The organism is Gemmatimonadaceae bacterium (assembly GCA_036504815.1).
GTDB lineage: Bacteria > Gemmatimonadota > Gemmatimonadetes > Gemmatimonadales > Gemmatimonadaceae > PNKL01.
Map to the genome: position 1 here is coordinate 109,848 of DASXUN010000003.1, position 15,381 is coordinate 125,228.

Sequence of the window (15,381 nt, forward strand, 5' to 3'; positions counted from 1 at the left end):
AACGGCGCACGCGGCCGGCGCCGGCTCATCGCTGACACCCGCCACACCAGACGGTGGCGCGTCCATCAATGGCGTGGCTCGACTTCAGCGTGGCGCCGCAGCGCGAGCAGGGCTTCCCCGCGCGACCGTAGGCCTGCAGCTGCGCCGCAAACCCGCCGCGCGCACCGAAGGCATCGCGATAGTCGCGGAATGAGGTGCCGCGGGCGGCAACGGCGTCACGGAGGACGCCCGTCAGTTCGCCATGAAGCAGTGCCTTCTCGTGACGCGTCAGCGACGCGGCCCGCCGCGACGGGCGGATCCCCGCACGCCAGAGCGCCTCGTTGGCGTAAATGTTCCCCACACCTGCCAGCCGCGTCTGGTCCATGAGCACCGCTTTGATGGCCCGCTTCGAACCCCGAAGACACTCCGAGAATCGCTCGACGGTGAACGCCGGGTCAAGCGGTTCGGGGCCGAGGGCCTCGCTCCATTCGGCAAACGCTTCGGCCGAGAAAAAGGCAACGGTGCCCAACCGGCGCACGTCGGAGTAGCGCAGCTCTCGTCCATCGCCAAGTCGCAGGCGCACGCAGGCGTATGCATCCGGCGTGCCGGGGGCGTCGATGAGGAGGGCGCCGGTGAACCGCGGCGTGACCACGAGATGAGACTCGTTGTCGAGCGAAAGCACGACACTCTTCGCCCGGCGCCAGGCCCGCACGATGCTTCGGTTGCTAACGGAGCGCGCGAATGGAAGTTCGGCAGCTTCGGCGGGTCGGCCGCGGCCGGCTGCACCCAGGAACGTGAGTCCGCGCAACACGTCGGTGCGCAGGACTTTCACCGCCACGATGTTCGCGCCGGCGATCGCCGCGTCGAGGTCGCGGGCGATCGTCTCGGTCTCAGGAAGCTCCGGCACCGCGGGCAAGCTCGCGCCAGCCGATGTCGCGGCGCAGCTGCCGCCCCGCGAACTGCACGCTCGCGGCGAACTCGGCGCTCTTTTCGCGCGCGGCGGCAAGGGTACGAGCGAGCGCGGTCACGGCGAGCACCCGTCCGCCGGAGGTGACCAGGCGGCCGTCGGCGTCATGCTTCGTCCCCGCATGGAAGACGAGCACATCGGCGGGCACCGCGGGCACCGTAATGACGTCGCCGCTCTTTACCGTTCCCGGATAGCCGGCCGCGGCGACGACCGTGGTGATGGCGGCCTGCGTCTTCCACCGAAGCGGGGCGTGTCCCGCGAGCGACTCGCCACGCCCGATCGCGAGCATGGGCTCCAGCAACGATGAATCGAGCAGCGGAAGGATGGCCTGCGTCTCGGGATCGCCGAAGCGGCAGTTGAACTCCACCACCTTGATCCCCTGCGGCGTGAGCATCAGTCCCGCGTAGAGGAGTCCGGTGAACGGCCGTCCCGCCTCGCGCATCGCCCGCAGCGTGGGCTCGAACACCCGCGTGACGGTTTCGTCAATCAACGATGGAGGAGCGATGGAGACGGGGCAGTACGCCCCCATGCCGCCCGTGTTCGGGCCGGTGTCACCCTCGCCGATGCGCTTGTGGTCCTGCGCCGCGATCATCGGCAGCGCGACAGTACCATCCGTGAGGGCGAAGACCGACAGCTCCTCGCCCGTCATGAACTCCTCGACGAGCACTTCAGCTCCCGCGGCGCCGAATGCATTGTCCACCAGCATGCTGTCGACGGCCGCTTCGGCTTCGGCGATGGTCGGCGCAACAATCACACCCTTTCCTGCGGCGATTCCCGAGGCCTTCACCACGATCGGGGCGCCGAGCCGACGCACCTCGCCCTTTGCGGCCTCGGCGTCCGTGAAGGTGCGCGCCATCGCCGTCGGCACGCCGGCGGCGAGCATCAACTCCTTGGCGAAGCGCTTGCTGGTCTCAATCTCGGCGGCGGCTTTCGTCGGTCCGAAGGCGGGGATGCCGAGCGTGCGCAGGCGGTCCACGAGTCCCAGTTCGAGCGGCGCTTCCGGGCCCACGACCACGAGATCGGCGCGTTCACGCTGCGCAAGGGCGCAGATGCCATCGACGTCAGTGGCCGAGACCGGTTCGCAGCGTCCGAGCACGGCGATACCGGGATTGCCGGGGGCGGCGACCAGCTCGAGGCGCGGCTCGTCCTGCAGGAGCTTCCACGCCAGCGCATGCTCGCGTCCGCCGCCGCCGACAACCAGGACCTTCATCGCGAACCGGTCTTGAAGGCGTCCGTGAACGCGTTCTTGGCCCGGCCGAGAATCTCCGTCGCCTTGGCCGCCGCGGCCTTCGCCTGCTCGCCGTAGTACTCGCCGGCCGCGCGGAAGTCGGCGCCGACCTCCTGCGCCGACGGGCGCGCATCGCTGCGCTTCTCGTACTCGCCAGCCATCACCTTGTCATACCGGCCGGCGTCGATGTAGCGCTGCAGCTCGCCGGCGCGCACGGTGTTGAACGGATGCTCGCGGAAGGCGGTGTTGAGCACTTGCAGCACCTTGTCCCAGGCGTCGCCCTGCGTCTCGTATTCGGCGGCCTGTTCCATGAAGGCGTCGAGGTCGATGGTGTGCCCGTGCGCCGGGCCGCCCGCGACCTTGAGGAAGGTCATCATCACCGTGCGGCGGTCCTGCACGGCGAGCAGCGACGCGCGGTCCGACGACAGCTCGCTCTTCCGGTACCACTCGAGGAAGGCCATCTGGAACGGGAACATCACCGCCACCGCCACGAACGGCAGCGCCCCGAGGCCGAACGTCATGAGAATGGTGGCGACCGTGCGGTACAGCACGTGCCCGCTCATGATGTGCCCCACCTCGTGCGCAATGAGCACTTTCTGCTCGTCGCGCTCGAGGTGCTCGAGCGTCCCCGAGTTGATGACGATGAATGGCCTGTCGAAGCCGAGCGCCGCCGCGTTCACCATCGGCGACTGCGTGACGTACAGCTCGGGACGCTCCTTCCAGTCGAGCGCCTCCAGCACCTCGGTGAGCATCGCGTCCAGCTCGGGGCGCTGCTTCGGGCCGCATCGCACGGCGTTGGCCAGGAAGAGCTGCCGCAGGCCGCGCTCCCCAAAGAAGGCGGCAATCTTGCGCACCACCTGGTCGAAACCGGGAATGGCGCGCAGCGCGTTCAGTGCGGCGCGGTCGGCAGGGTGTTCCCACGTCGTGGGAGCGATGTCGGTCAGGATCACGCGGGTGGCCATGGGTTCTCCTCGATGTGCGGCGGGGATGACTGCCCTACCTACGGGTCCCCGCCGCGCGAAGTTCCGCTGCTACAGCCCCTTGAACGCCTGCTCGAGGTCGGCGATCAGGTCATCGCTGTCCTCGACGCCCGTCGAGAGGCGGATGAGTCCGTCCGTGATCCCCATCTCGTTGCGCCGTTCCGGCGGCACCGAGGCGTGCGTCATCGACGCGGGATGACTGATCAGGCTCTCGACGCCGCCCAGCGACTCGGCGAGCGAGTAGACGTGCGTGCGGCCCAGCACCGTCGCCGCCTTCTCCTTGCTCCCCATCTCGACGCTGATCATCCCGCCAAAGCCGGCCATCTGCTTATTGGCGAGGGCGTGCTGCGGATGCGACGGAAGCCCCGGATAGATCACCCGCTCGGCGCCCCAGCGGTTCGCCAGCCATTCCGACACGCGCTTGCCGTTGGCGTCGTGCGCCTTCATGCGCAGGGCCAGCGTCTTGGTGCCGCGCAGGGTGAGCCAGGCGTCCATCGGTCCCGGCACCGCTCCCGCCGCATTGGCGATGAACTGCAGCCGCTCGGCCAGGCCGTCGTCCACCGTGACGGCGATGCCGCCGACCATGTCCGAGTGGCCGTTCAGGTACTTGGTGCTCGAGTGGTAGACGATGTGCGCGCCGTGCTCGATGGGGCGCTGGAAGGCCGGCGTCGCGAAGGTGTTGTCGACGATGAACAGGATCCCGTGGCGCTTGGCGATCTGGCCAATCGCCGAGAGATCGGAGATCCACATCATCGGGTTCGTCGGCGTCTCCACCAGCACGGCCTTCGTCTTCGGCGTGATGGCGTCCTCGATGCGCTGCGGATCGCGCGTGTCCACGAAGGTGAACGTCATCCCCATCCGCCGCAGGATCTTGTCGAACAGCCGGAAGGTGCCGCCGTAGACGTTCTCGCCGCTGACGATGTGGTCGCCCGCGTCGAACAGCTTCATGATCGAGTCGAGGCAGCCCATCCCGCTCGAGAAGGCGAAGCCATGGCGGGCCCCCTCGAGGGCGGCCACGTTGCGCTCGAGCGCCTCGCGTGTGGGATTCTTGCCGCGGGCATACTCGTAGCCCTTGTTGACGCCGAGCGCTTCCTGTACGTAGGTGGACGTCTGGTAGATCGGCGGCATGATGGCGCCGGTCGTGGGATCAGGGCGCTGCCCCGCGTGAATGCTCCGCGTCGCAAAGCGCGCATTGAGGTCTTCGTCGAACACCCGCGTCATGCCATCTCCAAGGGCGAAGTGGATGCCGGGAAAGATAGCCGCGGGCTAGGTTGCCCGCTCGAAGGCTCCATCAGGACGCTCACGCACCTGCACCGCGGTCGGCAGCCAACCGTCAGCGCGGCGTGCGGCCGTCGCGGGAGCGTTCAAGTGCCAGCTGCACATCGGGTCGCCGCGCAGCCACAACTCACCGGCCTTCCCACTCGGCACAGGCTCGCCGTTCTGCGTATTTCGCACCGAAACCTGCATCCCAGGGAAGGGAACGCCCAAGGTGCCGCGCCGATTCGGGAAGTGCGGGGCATTGAAGCAGGCGAACGGCGCGTCGGGTGTGCCGAACGCGAATCGGAGTTCGATGCCGGTGCGACGGTGCCACTCGTCCTGCAGGGCGATGTCGACTTCGGCGCCGAGGCAGACGCAGACGCGCAGGGTCGGGGCGGCGAGCCCGTGGCCGCGCGTTTCGAGCGCCGCGGCCATCGCCGCGAACATTGCGGACTCGCCGACAAGGATGGTCACGCCGTGGCCTTCAATGGCCTGCAGTGCGGCCTGCGCGTCGAACCGGGGGAGCGTGATGACATGCGCGCCCGCGAGCAGCGGACCGGCGATGGTCAGCGCGAACCCCGCGAAATTGGCGGGCGGTAGCGCGGCGAGCACCACGTCGCCCTTGAGCAGTGAAACCGCATCCACCGCGCCGCGCGCCAGCGCCAACAGATTGCGGTGCGTGAAGACGGCGCCGATGGCCGGACTTGCGGGTGAGTCGCCGTAGCTGATCACGCACTCCTCATCGCGTCCCGCTTCTTCCTCGCCCTCCAGGTCGAGCCCGAAGTGCGAACCGAGGTCCACCACCGTCTCGGTGCCACGCGCGATCACCGTCGCGGCATGCGGCGCGTCGTCGAGCAGCACGACCGCGTGCCGCCCGACGGGCAGGTGCGCCGCCAGCGCGTGCGTGGTGAAGACCGCGCCGACGTCAGCATCCGCGAGCATGGACGCCATCGTCTGCTCGTCAGCGGACGGCGGCAGGAAGACGCAGCCTCGCCCGTCGCTCGCCGCGAGCGCCGTCATCACCGCCGCAGACGGCGGCAGGAGGACGGCGCTGCGGACGCCAGCCATCGCGCGCACCAGCGGCGCCGAACGCTGGAGCAGCGTGAAGCCCGCGGCGACCGCCCCGGTGGCCGGAAGGTCGTCCACGCGGCCGCCGCCGGCGGCGAGGGCGATGGGGAAGAGGCTGAGGGGGTTGGACAAGGAGACAGACGGGAGACGGAGGACGGACGGCAGCTGGTTGGCGCTTCGTGCGGACCGCCCGTCTCGCGCAAATTGAGAGCCGAACCTTCTCCCGTCTACCGTCCCCCGCCTCCCGTCTGCACTTTTCCCTCATGCCTGATCCAAGACTCATGATCTCCGTCTCCGGCATCCGGGGACGCGTGGGCTTCGGCCTGTCACCCGAAGTGGTCGCGCGCTACGCCGCCGCCTTCGGCGCCTGGGCGCTGCAGCAGGGACACGGCCGCACCGTCGTCCTCGGCCGCGACTCGCGCGTGTCGGGGCCGCTCTTCCATCAAGTGGCCCGCGCGACGCTCGAATCGGTGGGCGCGGACGTCATCGACCTCGGCATCACCACCACGCCCACGCTGCAGATGGCGGTCGAGCACCATCACGCGGCGGGCGGGCTCAACATCACGGCGAGCCACAATCCCATCGAATGGAACGCGCTGAAGTTCATCGGGCACGATGGCCTCTTCTTGAATGCCACCGCGAATGCGGCGATGCGCGCCCTCATCGACGACATCCCGTACGCCACCTACGACAAGCTCGGCGTCACGCGCTTTGACGGCGATGCGGTGGCGCGACACCTCGACGCGGTCCTCGCGCTGCCGATGATTGACGTCGCCGCGATCCGCGCGCGGCAGTTCCGCGTGGCGTACGACGCATGCCGTGGCGCGGGCGGGATCATCATTACGCGACTGCTCGACCTGCTCGGTTGCACCGTTGAGGCCATCGAGCTCGAGACCGACGGCCGCTTCCCGCGTCCGCCCGAGCCCGTGGCGGAAAACCTTGGCCCCCTGGGCGCCCTGGTGAAGAAGACCGGCGCCGACATCGGATTTGCCACGGACCCCGACGTGGACCGCCTGTCGCTGGTGGATGAGACCGGCCGCCCCATTGGCGAGGACTACACGCTCGCGCTCGCCTCGCGCGTGGTGCTCAAGCACCGCCGGGGCGTCGTGGTGACGAACCTGTCCACGAGCCTCGTCGTCGATGACCAGGCGATGGAGTTCGGCGCCGTGGTCACGCGCGCGCCGGTGGGTGAGGTGAACGTCGCACTCGCCATGCGCGCGGCTGGTGCCGTGGTTGGCGGTGAAGGCAACGGCGGGGTCATTCTCCCCGAGCTGCATCTCGGCCGCGACGCGCCGCTCGGCGTGGCGCTCATCCTCCAGATGCTCGTCAACGCCGACGAGCCGCTGTCGGCGATCGTCGCGCGCTATCCGCGCTACACGATCATCAAGGACAAGCTCGATCGCCCTGCCGCGCCGCTCGATGCCGTCTATGCCGCGCTCAAGGATGCCTTCCCGGACGCGGCCGCGGATACGCAGGACGGCTTGCGGCTCGGCTGGCCCGGGCGGTGGGTGCACATCAGGCCGTCGGGCACCGAGCCAATTGTGCGCGTCATCGCCGAAGCGAACTCGGCGGCTGAGGCGCGTGTACTGATTGACCGCGCGCGCGAACTGCTCGCGACGCTCGCGAAATAACTTCCAGGCCTGCAGGGAGCCCTCCATGTGCGGCATCATCGGCTACATCGGCGGCAAGGAAGCCGTTCCGTTCCTGCTGGAAGGGTTGAAGCGGATGGAGTACCGCGGCTACGACTCGGCCGGCGTTGCGGTGCTCAACGGCAGCGGTGTGGAGATTCGCCGCGCCGCGGGCAAGATTGCGCGGCTCGAGCAGGCGCTCAGCGCGGCGCCCGTCAACGGTCATTGCGGCGTCGGGCACACGCGCTGGGCGACGCACGGTCCGCCCACCGAGCGCAACGCGCACCCGCACCTGAGCGCGGACGGCACGGTGGCCGTGGTGCACAACGGCATCATCGAGAACGCCAATGCCCTGCGGGCGGCGCTCAAGGAATCGGGCTTCGAATTCCGCAGCGACACCGACACGGAAGTCGTGGCGCACCTCGTGCAGGCGGTCTTCAACGGCTCGCTCGAAGATGCCGTGCTGGCCGCGCTCGCCAAGATCGAGGGGACCTACGGCCTGGCCATCATCAGCAGCCGCGATCCCGGCAAGATCGTCGCGGCGCGCAAGGGCAGCCCGCTGCTCGTTGGCATTGGCAACGGCGAGCACTTCGTCGCCTCCGACGCCTCGGCCATTCTCGCCCACACGCGCCAGGTGGTCTACCTCGACGACGGGGACGTGGCGGTCGTCGAGGCCGGCGGCTACCGCGTGATCGACGCCAACTCCGCGCCGCTCTCGCGCACCGTCAACCGGATTGACTGGGACCTCGGCGCGATCGAGCGCGGCGGGTACCCGCACTTCATGCTCAAGGAGATCTTCGAGCAGCCGCAGACGGTGGAGAACACCATGCGCGGCCGCCTGATCGTCGAGGACGGCACGTCGAAGCTCGGCGGCCTCAACCTGTCGCACGAACAGCTGATGGCCATCGACAATGTCATCATCACCGCCTGCGGCACGTCGTGGCACTCGGCGCTGATCGGCGAGATGATGATCGAGGAGCTGTGCCGCATCCCGGTGGAGGTGGAGTACGCCTCCGAGTTCCGCTACCGGAACCCGATCATCACCGAGAACACGCTCTGCATCGTGATGTCGCAGTCAGGCGAGACGGCCGATACGCTGGCGGCGATGCGCGAGGCCAAACGGCGCGGCGCGCGCACGCTGGGGCTGGTGAACGTCGTCGGCTCGACCATCGCCCGCGAGGACGACGGCGGCATCTACCTGCACGCCGGTCCGGAGATTGGCGTCGCGTCAACGAAGGCGTTCACCAGCCAGGTGGTGGCGCTGGCGCTCTTCACGCTCAAGCTGGCCCGCAAGCGCGGGCTCAGCGTCACGCGCGGAATGGAAATCGCGCGGGCCCTGCACGCCCTCCCCGACCAGATCCGCGAGGTGCTGAGCCGGGCGGAGCAGGTGGAGCACATCGCTGAGGAGTTCAAGCGCGCGCCCAACTTCTTGTACCTCGGCCGCGGCGTGAACTTCCCGGTGGCGCTCGAGGGGGCGCTGAAGCTCAAGGAAATTTCGTACATCCACGCCGAGGGCTATCCCGCGGCGGAGATGAAGCACGGGCCGATTGCGCTCATCGACGAGATGATGCCGGTGGTCTTCGTGGCGCCGCACGACGCGGTGTTCGACAAGGTCGTGTCGAACGTGCAGGAGGTGAAGGCGCGCAAGGGGAACATCATCGCCATCACCTCGCGCGACGAGCCGGCGCTCAAGGGGCTGCTTGATTACGAGTTCCGCATCCCGGAGACGGTGGATCTGCTGATGCCGGTGCTCGCGTCCATCCCGCTGCAACTGCTCGCGTACTACATCGCGGTGAAGCGCGGGTCAAACGTGGACCAGCCGCGAAACCTCGCGAAGAGCGTGACGGTGGAGTAGCTAGTCGTCGTTGCGCTACGCCTGATGGGTCTTGATGCGCGCAATCGCCGCCCGCGCCCCGTCCGCCTCGCGCCCCTCGGGGAATAGCGTAATAAACCGGCGCAGCTCCACGAGCGCCCGCCCTTCGTCGCCGCCCGGGAGGAGGTGGATGTCGATGATCTTCTGCGACGCGTAGCGCACGTGCTCCTCGCGGATGCCGGGCATGCGGCGCACCTGCTCGTAAATCTCCAGCGCGGCCGCCGGTTCGTTGAGTTGGCGCAGCTTCAGGTCGGCGGCGCGTAGCAAGGGCGACGGGTTGCCGGGCCGCGCCGCCGCCACCTGCATCCAGGCGTCAAAAGCCTCGGCGTGCTTCTCCTGCACCTCGAGCGCCTGGATGTGCGAATATTGCGGAGCGTACGTCCCCTCGGCGTCGGGGAAGACGAGCTGTTTGGCGAGCTTCTCCCCGCCGCCAAAGAGCGCGCGCATCACCGCCCGGCCGCCAAAGAAACCGGCCGCGCCCCCGCCGATCGCTGCCAGCCAGACCGGGCCGCCGATCATCCCCGCGATGCGCAGCAGCACGCCAAAGCCGGCGCCGACCACGGCGATGTAGCTGGCCTGGACGTTGCCGCTGTGGATGGCCCGCAGGGAAGGGTTCTCATGCGTCATGGCGCAATCTTATCGTCCGCAAGGAGCGCGAACCAGCCGTGCCGCGCGCCGGGCAAGCCGCTAGTTTACCCGCCATGCGAGTGCTCCTGCAGCGGGTATCGCGCGCCGAGGTGCGCGTGGGTGAACGCATCACCGGTGCCATCGGCCGGGGACTCCTCCTCCTCGTCGGCTTCACACATGCCGACAGCGAGGCGAATGCCGCGTGGATGGCCGAGAAGGTGGCCGGCCTGCGGCTCTTTGGCGACGCCGAGGGGAAGATGAACCTCGGCCTCGACGACGTGAACGGCGCCGTCCTCGTCGTCAGCCAGTTCACGCTCTACGGCGACGCGCAGAAGGGACGCCGCCCGAGTTTCATCGACGCCGCGCGCCCCGATCAGGCCATTCCATTGTACGAGCGCTTCGTCGCGCTGCTGCGCGAGGGCGGCCTGCGGGTGGAGACCGGCGAGTTCGGCGCGATGATGGACGTGGAGCTCGTGAACGACGGACCCGTGACGCTCTGGCTGGAGCGTTAGCCGCGCCGGTACGCCGACGCGGCGCACGGTTGGCCGACGCCCGCGAGCCGCGCCGCTACGCCGAGGCGGCCAGCGCCTGCTCGATATCGCCGATGACGTCGTCGATGTGTTCCAGGCCCGCTGAGATGCGAACGAGGCCGGGCACGATGCCCACGGCCTGACGCTCCTCCTCCGTCAGCTTGGAATGCGTGGTCGACGTCGGATGTGTGACGATGGTGCGCGTATCGCCCAGGTTCGGCGAATGGGAACAGAGCTGCAGCGCATCGATGAACCGCCGACACCGCGCGTAGCCCCCGCTGAGCACCAGCACCACGATGCCGCCGCCCTGCGTCATCTGCCGGCGCGCGAGCGCGTGCCGCGGGTGCGACGGAAGGAACGGGTACCGCACCTCCTCGAGCGCGGCGTGCCCCTCGAAGTGCGTGGCCAGCGCCATGGCATTGGCGCAGTGCCGGTCCATGCGGACGGCGAGCGTCTCGAGGCTCTTGGAGAGCACCCACGCGTTGAATGGCGACAGCGCCGGCCCTGTGTGCCGCGCGAAGTACCGCGCCTCGGCCACCAGCGCGCGGTCGCCGACGATGGCGCCGCCCAGCGTACGCCCCTGGCCGTCAATCCACTTGGTGGCGGAGTGCACCACGAGCGAGGCGCCCATTGCCAGCGGGCGCTGCAGGTAGGGCGTCGCGAAGCAGTTGTCCACGATCAGGGGAATGCCGCGCGACTTGGCAAGGACGCCGAGCATCTCGAGGTCGAGCACATCGAGGCCCGGGTTCGACGGTGACTCCGCGAACAGCAGTCGCGTCTCCGGGCGAATCGCGGCCTGCCATCCCGCATCATCGCTCGCATCCACGTAGGTGAACGTGATGCCCCACCGGGGGAACAGCCGCGTGAGGATCTGGTGCGTCGAACCGAAGAGCGAACGCGCCGCGACCACATGGTCGCCGCTCTTCAGCAGGGCCGCCATCGCCACGTACACCGCCGCCATCCCCGACGCGGTGGCGATGCCGTCCTCGCCCCCTTCGAGCAGGCAGAGCTTGCGCACGAACTCGTCGGTGTTGGGATTCGAGTAGCGGCTGTAGACGGCGCCCTCGATCTCGTCGGCGAAGAGGGCGCGCGCCTGCTCGGCGTCGTCAAAGACGAACGACGAGGTGAGAAAGAGCGGCACCGAGTGTTCGCGGGCGGCCGACTGCGGCGCCTGCGTGCGGATGGCGGCCGTCTCGAAATGCGGGGGCTGGTTGGTCATGGGCGTGGGGAAGGGGCCACTATATTCTAGCGACATGAACTCCGCCCCGGTCGTCATCCTCGCCTCGCAATCGCCCCGCCGCCGCGACCTGCTCGACCTCATCGGCATCGCGCACGAGGTCCGGCCGGCCGACATCGACGAATCCGTGCTGCCGGCCGAGGCGCCCGCGCCGCACGCCGAGCGCCTCGCCCGCGCCAAGGCGCACGCGCTGGCGGAGGCGCACCCGCACGCGGTGGTCATCGCCGCCGACACCATCGTCGTGGTGGACGGCGACATCCTGGGCAAGCCGCGCGACGCCGCGCACGCCGCGCAGATGCTGCGCCGGCTCGCCGGGCGCGAGCACACCGTGTTCACGGCCATCGCCGTGGCGCGCGACGCGCGCACGGAGAGCGCGGTGGAGGACGTGCGCGTGACCTTTCGCGCGCTGACCGACGCGGAGATCCGCGCCTACATCGCCACCCGCGAGCCGATGGACAAGGCCGGGGCGTACGGCATCCAGGGGTACGGCGCGACCATCGTCGAGCGGGTCGACGGCGACTACTTCAGCGTGATGGGGCTCGGGCTGCGGCGGCTCGTCGAGCTGCTCGCCCGCGTCGGCGTGCACTACGCCTTCGCGGACGGCCTCATCGACGGCGCTACGCGATCAGGAGCTTGAGCAGCTTGCGCTGTGCCTTCGTGAAGTCGGCGAGCGTGTAGCGGTCGAGCACGTCGAGAAAGGCCTTGAGCGCCTCATCGAGCGCCGGGGCCATCCCGCACGACGGCGCGATGGGACAGGTGTTCTGCGCCGGATCGAAGCACTCGACGAGCCGGAAGTTCTCCTCGGTCTGCCGCACGACCGCCCCGATATTGATCTTGGCCGGTTCGACGATGAGGCGAACGCCGCCCCCGCGCCCGCGCATCGTCTCCACGTAGCCCAGGTGGGCGAGCCGCTGGACGACCTTCACGAGGTGGTCCTCGGACAGCGCCATGCGCCGCGCGATGGTGCCGACCGTCTCCGTCTCGCCCGGATGCAGGGCGAGATAGGTGAGGCAGCGCAGGGCGTTATCAGTGAACCGGGTCAGGTGCATGCGGTGCGGCCTCGCAACGTGCGGTGGAAAGACGCCGGAAGGATACCGGATTGCCCGCCGTGCTTGGATCGGACTTCTTCCTGACAAACCAGAAGGCGAATCCCGACACGATTTCAGTACCTTGCCTGACTTTTCAAGTGGAATCTAGTATACCACTTTACCACCGCAGCGTAAGATACACCACATTAGGCGGACAGGCTGTCCGCGGCCCCGGCAGCCCTGGTCTCCCCACCTGTTTCGAAGAGGCACCTCCATGGCAACGTTCCCGAAGTTCCGCACTCTCGCCGGCGCTGGCGTGATCGCGTCGGCGGCCCTGCTCGCCTTTGCCTGCGCCAAGCGGCCGTCCAGCGGCGGCCTCATCAGCGCGGACGCCGCCAAGGCGGTGTACGTGGCGCCGGGGCAGTATGACGAGTTCTACGCCTTCATGTCCGGCGGTTTCAACGGGCAGATCGGCGTCTACGGGCTCCCGTCCGGCCGGCGCCTCAAGACGATCCCCGTCTTCTCGCAGTACCCCGAGAACGGCTACGGCTACAGCGAAGAGACCAAGCCGATGCTCAACACGAGCTACGGCTTCGTGCCCTGGGACGACACGCACCACCCGGCGCTGTCGCAGACCAACGGCGAAGACGACGGACGCTGGCTCTTCATCAACGCCAACAACACCCCGCGCATCGCGCGCATCGACCTCACCCGCTTCGAGACCGAGGAGATCCTCGAGATCCCGAATGCCGGCGGCAACCACGGCTCGCCGTACATCACGCAGAACAGCGAGTATGTGATGTCGGCCACGCGCTTCAGCGTGCCGGTGCCGAACAGCGACGTCCCGATCAGCGACTTCAAGAAGCGCTTCAAGGGGCAGATCTCGTTCATCCGCGCCGACCAGCCGGGGAAGATGGCGATCGCGTTCCAGATGATCGTGCCGGGCTTCAACTATGACCTGGCGCGCGCCGGAAAGGGGCCGAGCAACGGCTGGGTCTTCTTCTCGATGTACAACACCGAGCAGGCCAACTCGCTGCTCGAGGTGAACGCCTCGCAGAACGACAAGGACTTCGTCGCCGCCGTCAACTGGAAGGCGATCGAGGGCTGCGCGAAGGCGGGCAAGACGAAGAACGTCGCCGCCAGCTACGTGCACAACTTCACCGACGAGTTCACGCGCGTGGCGAAGTCCGAGACCGTCACTTCGGTGCCGCAGTTCGAGGCCAAGGACTGCCCGGGCGCGATCTACTTCCTCCCGACGCCCAAGTCGCCGCACGGCGCCGACGTGGACCCGACGGGCGAGTACATCGTCGCCGGCGGCAAGCTGGCCTCCGTCATCCCGGTGCACTCGTTCTCCAAGATGATCAAGGCCATCGAGGCCAAGGCCTTCGAAGGCAACATTGATGGCATCCCGGTGCTGAAGTACGACGCGACGCTTGCCGGCGAGGTCAAGAACCCCGGCCTCGGCCCCCTGCACACCGAGTTCGACGGCAAGGGCTACGCGTACACCTCGTTCTTCATCTCGTCGGAAGTCGTGAAGTGGAAGCTCGGCACGTGGGAAGTCGTGGACCGCGTCCCGACGTACTACTCGGTGGGCCACCTGATGATTCCGGGCGGCGGCACGATGAAGCCGAACGCCAAGTACATGGTGGCGATGGACAAGATCACCAAGGACCGCTACCTGCCCACGGGTCCCGAGCTCACGCAGAGCGCGCAGCTCTATGACATCTCGGGCGACAAGATGAAGCTCCTGCTCGACTTCCCCACTGAGGGCGAGCCGCACTACGCCCAGGCCATCGAGGCGAAGAAGATCAAGGACAAGCAGATCAAGTTCTTCAAGCTGGCCGACAGCAAGGCGCCGCACGTCTCGCGCTCGGAGAAGGAGACGGGGATCAGCCGCGAAGGGAAGAAGGTGCACGTGCGCATGACCGCCATCCGCTCGCACTTCTCGCCGGACAACATCGAAGGGGTCCAGGTGGGTGACACGGTGCTGTTCCACGTCACCAACCTCGAGCAGGACTGGGACGTCCCGCATGGCTTCGCCGTGATGGGCGCCACCAACGGCGAGCTGCTCATCATGCCGGGTGAGACCCGCACGCTGCAGTGGACCCCGAAGAAGCCCGGCGTCTACCCGATGTATTGCACCGACTTCTGCTCGGCGCTGCACCAGGAAATGCAGGGGTACGTCCGCGTCTCGCCGGCCGGCAGTTCGGTGGCGCTGAGCGGTGTCACCTCCAGAGGTCCGCAGTCCCTGCCCAAGGCCGAGGCCGGCCCGAAGCAGCAGCAGTAGCAGGATCGGTCCGGGGGCGCGGCGGTCCCGTCGCCCGCCCCCTGGCCGCCCCCGCGTCTCCGTCTCCCCACGCGAGTCCACAGTGCCCAAGTCCGCCCGAATCCTCGTCGCCGTCGCCGCGTTGCTCATGTGCGCCGGCTTCGTCCTGCCGCTCTGGCGCGTCGATCTCGTCGCGCCGCAGTATCCCGAGGGGCTGGGAATGCTCATCCGCGTCAACACGGTTGTGGGCGTGAAGGAGCAGGACCTCAACAGCATCAACAACCTGAACCACTACATCGGGATGAAGCGCATCGAGCCGGATGCGATTCCCGAGCTGAAGTACATGCCGGCGATCCTCGGCGTGCTGGTCGTGTCCGCGCTCGGCGTGGCCGCGCTCGGCAAGCGCGGCGTGCTCTCCGCCTGGACGGCGGCGTTCGGTGCCGTGCTGGCCGCCGGGCTCTACGACTACTGGAAGTGGGGCTACGAGTACGGGCACGACCTCGACGTCGAGACGGCGATCATCAAGATCCCGGACATGACGTACCAGCCGCCGCTCATCGGCTCCAAGCAGTTGCTGAACTTCACGGCCACCTCCTGGCCCGCCTCTGGCGGGTGGCTCCTCGTGATCGCGACGGCGCTTGTCGCGGTCGCCGTCTGGCAATCGTACCGCCGGGCGCCGATTTCCCCCGACCGCGTCGCATAGCGCCGGTCAC

14 protein-coding genes are annotated in these 15,381 nt (G+C 68.3%); 6 read left to right on the forward strand and 8 right to left on the reverse strand.

All coding sequences use genetic code 11. From position 1 onward, the window contains the following. Positions 1–25: 25 nt before the first annotated feature. The 5 genes from mutM to VGJ96_00930 form a co-directional block, all read right to left on the reverse strand. Entirely contained in the window at positions 26–886 is an 861-nt protein-coding gene (gene mutM / locus VGJ96_00910) for a bifunctional DNA-formamidopyrimidine glycosylase/DNA-(apurinic or apyrimidinic site) lyase (GenBank protein HEY3285661.1), read from the reverse strand. Beyond that, positions 870–2,156 (reverse strand): phosphoribosylamine--glycine ligase, encoded by a 1,287-nt coding sequence (purD, locus tag VGJ96_00915; protein HEY3285662.1) that lies wholly within the window; start codon positions 2,154–2,156, stop codon positions 870–872. Before purD ends, mutM begins: the two co-directional genes overlap by 17 nt. Then, positions 2,153–3,136 carry a M48 family metallopeptidase gene (locus tag VGJ96_00920; GenBank protein HEY3285663.1) on the reverse strand — a complete coding sequence of 328 codons (984 nt, stop codon included), beginning with the start codon at positions 3,134–3,136 and terminating at the stop codon, positions 2,153–2,155. The genes purD and VGJ96_00920 overlap by 4 nt, the downstream gene beginning before the upstream one ends. A gap of 69 nt (positions 3,137–3,205) precedes the next feature. Beyond that, positions 3,206–4,375 carry a PLP-dependent aspartate aminotransferase family protein gene (locus VGJ96_00925; protein ID HEY3285664.1) on the reverse strand — a complete coding sequence of 390 codons (1,170 nt, stop codon included), beginning with the start codon at positions 4,373–4,375 and terminating at the stop codon, positions 3,206–3,208. A gap of 45 nt (positions 4,376–4,420) precedes the next feature. Next, the gene (locus VGJ96_00930; protein HEY3285665.1) at positions 4,421–5,611 is read right to left on the reverse strand and encodes an AMP-binding protein; all 1,191 of its coding nucleotides are present in this window, start codon (positions 5,609–5,611) and stop codon (positions 4,421–4,423) included. Positions 5,612–5,742: 131 nt separating this feature from the next. Here VGJ96_00930 and glmM point away from each other — a divergent pair, with 131 nt between their 5' ends. Next, on the forward strand, positions 5,743–7,110 hold the full coding sequence (glmM, locus tag VGJ96_00935) for a phosphoglucosamine mutase (GenBank protein ID HEY3285666.1): 1,368 nt from the start codon (positions 5,743–5,745) through the stop codon (positions 7,108–7,110). A gap of 25 nt (positions 7,111–7,135) precedes the next feature. Continuing rightward, a complete protein-coding gene (gene glmS, locus VGJ96_00940) occupies positions 7,136–8,962 on the forward strand; it encodes a glutamine--fructose-6-phosphate transaminase (isomerizing) (protein HEY3285667.1) in 1,827 nt (608 codons plus the stop codon). Between the two features lie 15 nt (positions 8,963–8,977). Here the strand turns inward: glmS and VGJ96_00945 are convergent, their stop codons facing one another. Continuing rightward, the gene (locus VGJ96_00945; protein HEY3285668.1) at positions 8,978–9,607 is read right to left on the reverse strand and encodes a hypothetical protein; all 630 of its coding nucleotides are present in this window, start codon (positions 9,605–9,607) and stop codon (positions 8,978–8,980) included. Positions 9,608–9,681: 74 nt separating this feature from the next. On the opposite strand from VGJ96_00945, the gene dtd reads away from it, so the two are divergent. Next, complete coding sequence (gene dtd, locus VGJ96_00950; protein ID HEY3285669.1) at positions 9,682–10,119, forward strand: D-aminoacyl-tRNA deacylase; 438 nt, start codon at positions 9,682–9,684, stop codon at positions 10,117–10,119. 55 nt (positions 10,120–10,174) lie between these two features. Here the strand turns inward: dtd and VGJ96_00955 are convergent, their stop codons facing one another. Continuing rightward, positions 10,175–11,356, reverse strand: a complete 1,182-nt coding sequence (locus VGJ96_00955; GenBank protein ID HEY3285670.1) for an aminotransferase class I/II-fold pyridoxal phosphate-dependent enzyme — start codon at positions 11,354–11,356, stop codon at positions 10,175–10,177. Between the two features lie 34 nt (positions 11,357–11,390). Between VGJ96_00955 and VGJ96_00960 the strand changes: the two genes are divergently transcribed. Beyond that, a complete protein-coding gene (locus VGJ96_00960) occupies positions 11,391–12,011 on the forward strand; it encodes a Maf family protein (GenBank protein ID HEY3285671.1) in 621 nt (206 codons plus the stop codon). Here the strand turns inward: VGJ96_00960 and VGJ96_00965 are convergent. Beyond that, on the reverse strand, positions 11,992–12,423 hold the full coding sequence (locus VGJ96_00965) for an Rrf2 family transcriptional regulator (protein HEY3285672.1): 432 nt from the start codon (positions 12,421–12,423) through the stop codon (positions 11,992–11,994). The two genes, VGJ96_00960 and VGJ96_00965, sit on opposite strands and share 20 nt — an antisense overlap. A 253-nt stretch (positions 12,424–12,676) precedes the next feature. Between VGJ96_00965 and nosZ the strand changes: the two genes are divergently transcribed. Next, positions 12,677–14,689 (forward strand): Sec-dependent nitrous-oxide reductase, encoded by a 2,013-nt coding sequence (nosZ, locus tag VGJ96_00970; protein HEY3285673.1) that lies wholly within the window; start codon positions 12,677–12,679, stop codon positions 14,687–14,689. An 82-nt stretch (positions 14,690–14,771) separates the two neighbouring features. After that, positions 14,772–15,371 carry a hypothetical protein gene (locus VGJ96_00975; GenBank protein HEY3285674.1) on the forward strand — a complete coding sequence of 200 codons (600 nt, stop codon included), beginning with the start codon at positions 14,772–14,774 and terminating at the stop codon, positions 15,369–15,371. Positions 15,372–15,381: the final 10 nt, after the last annotated feature.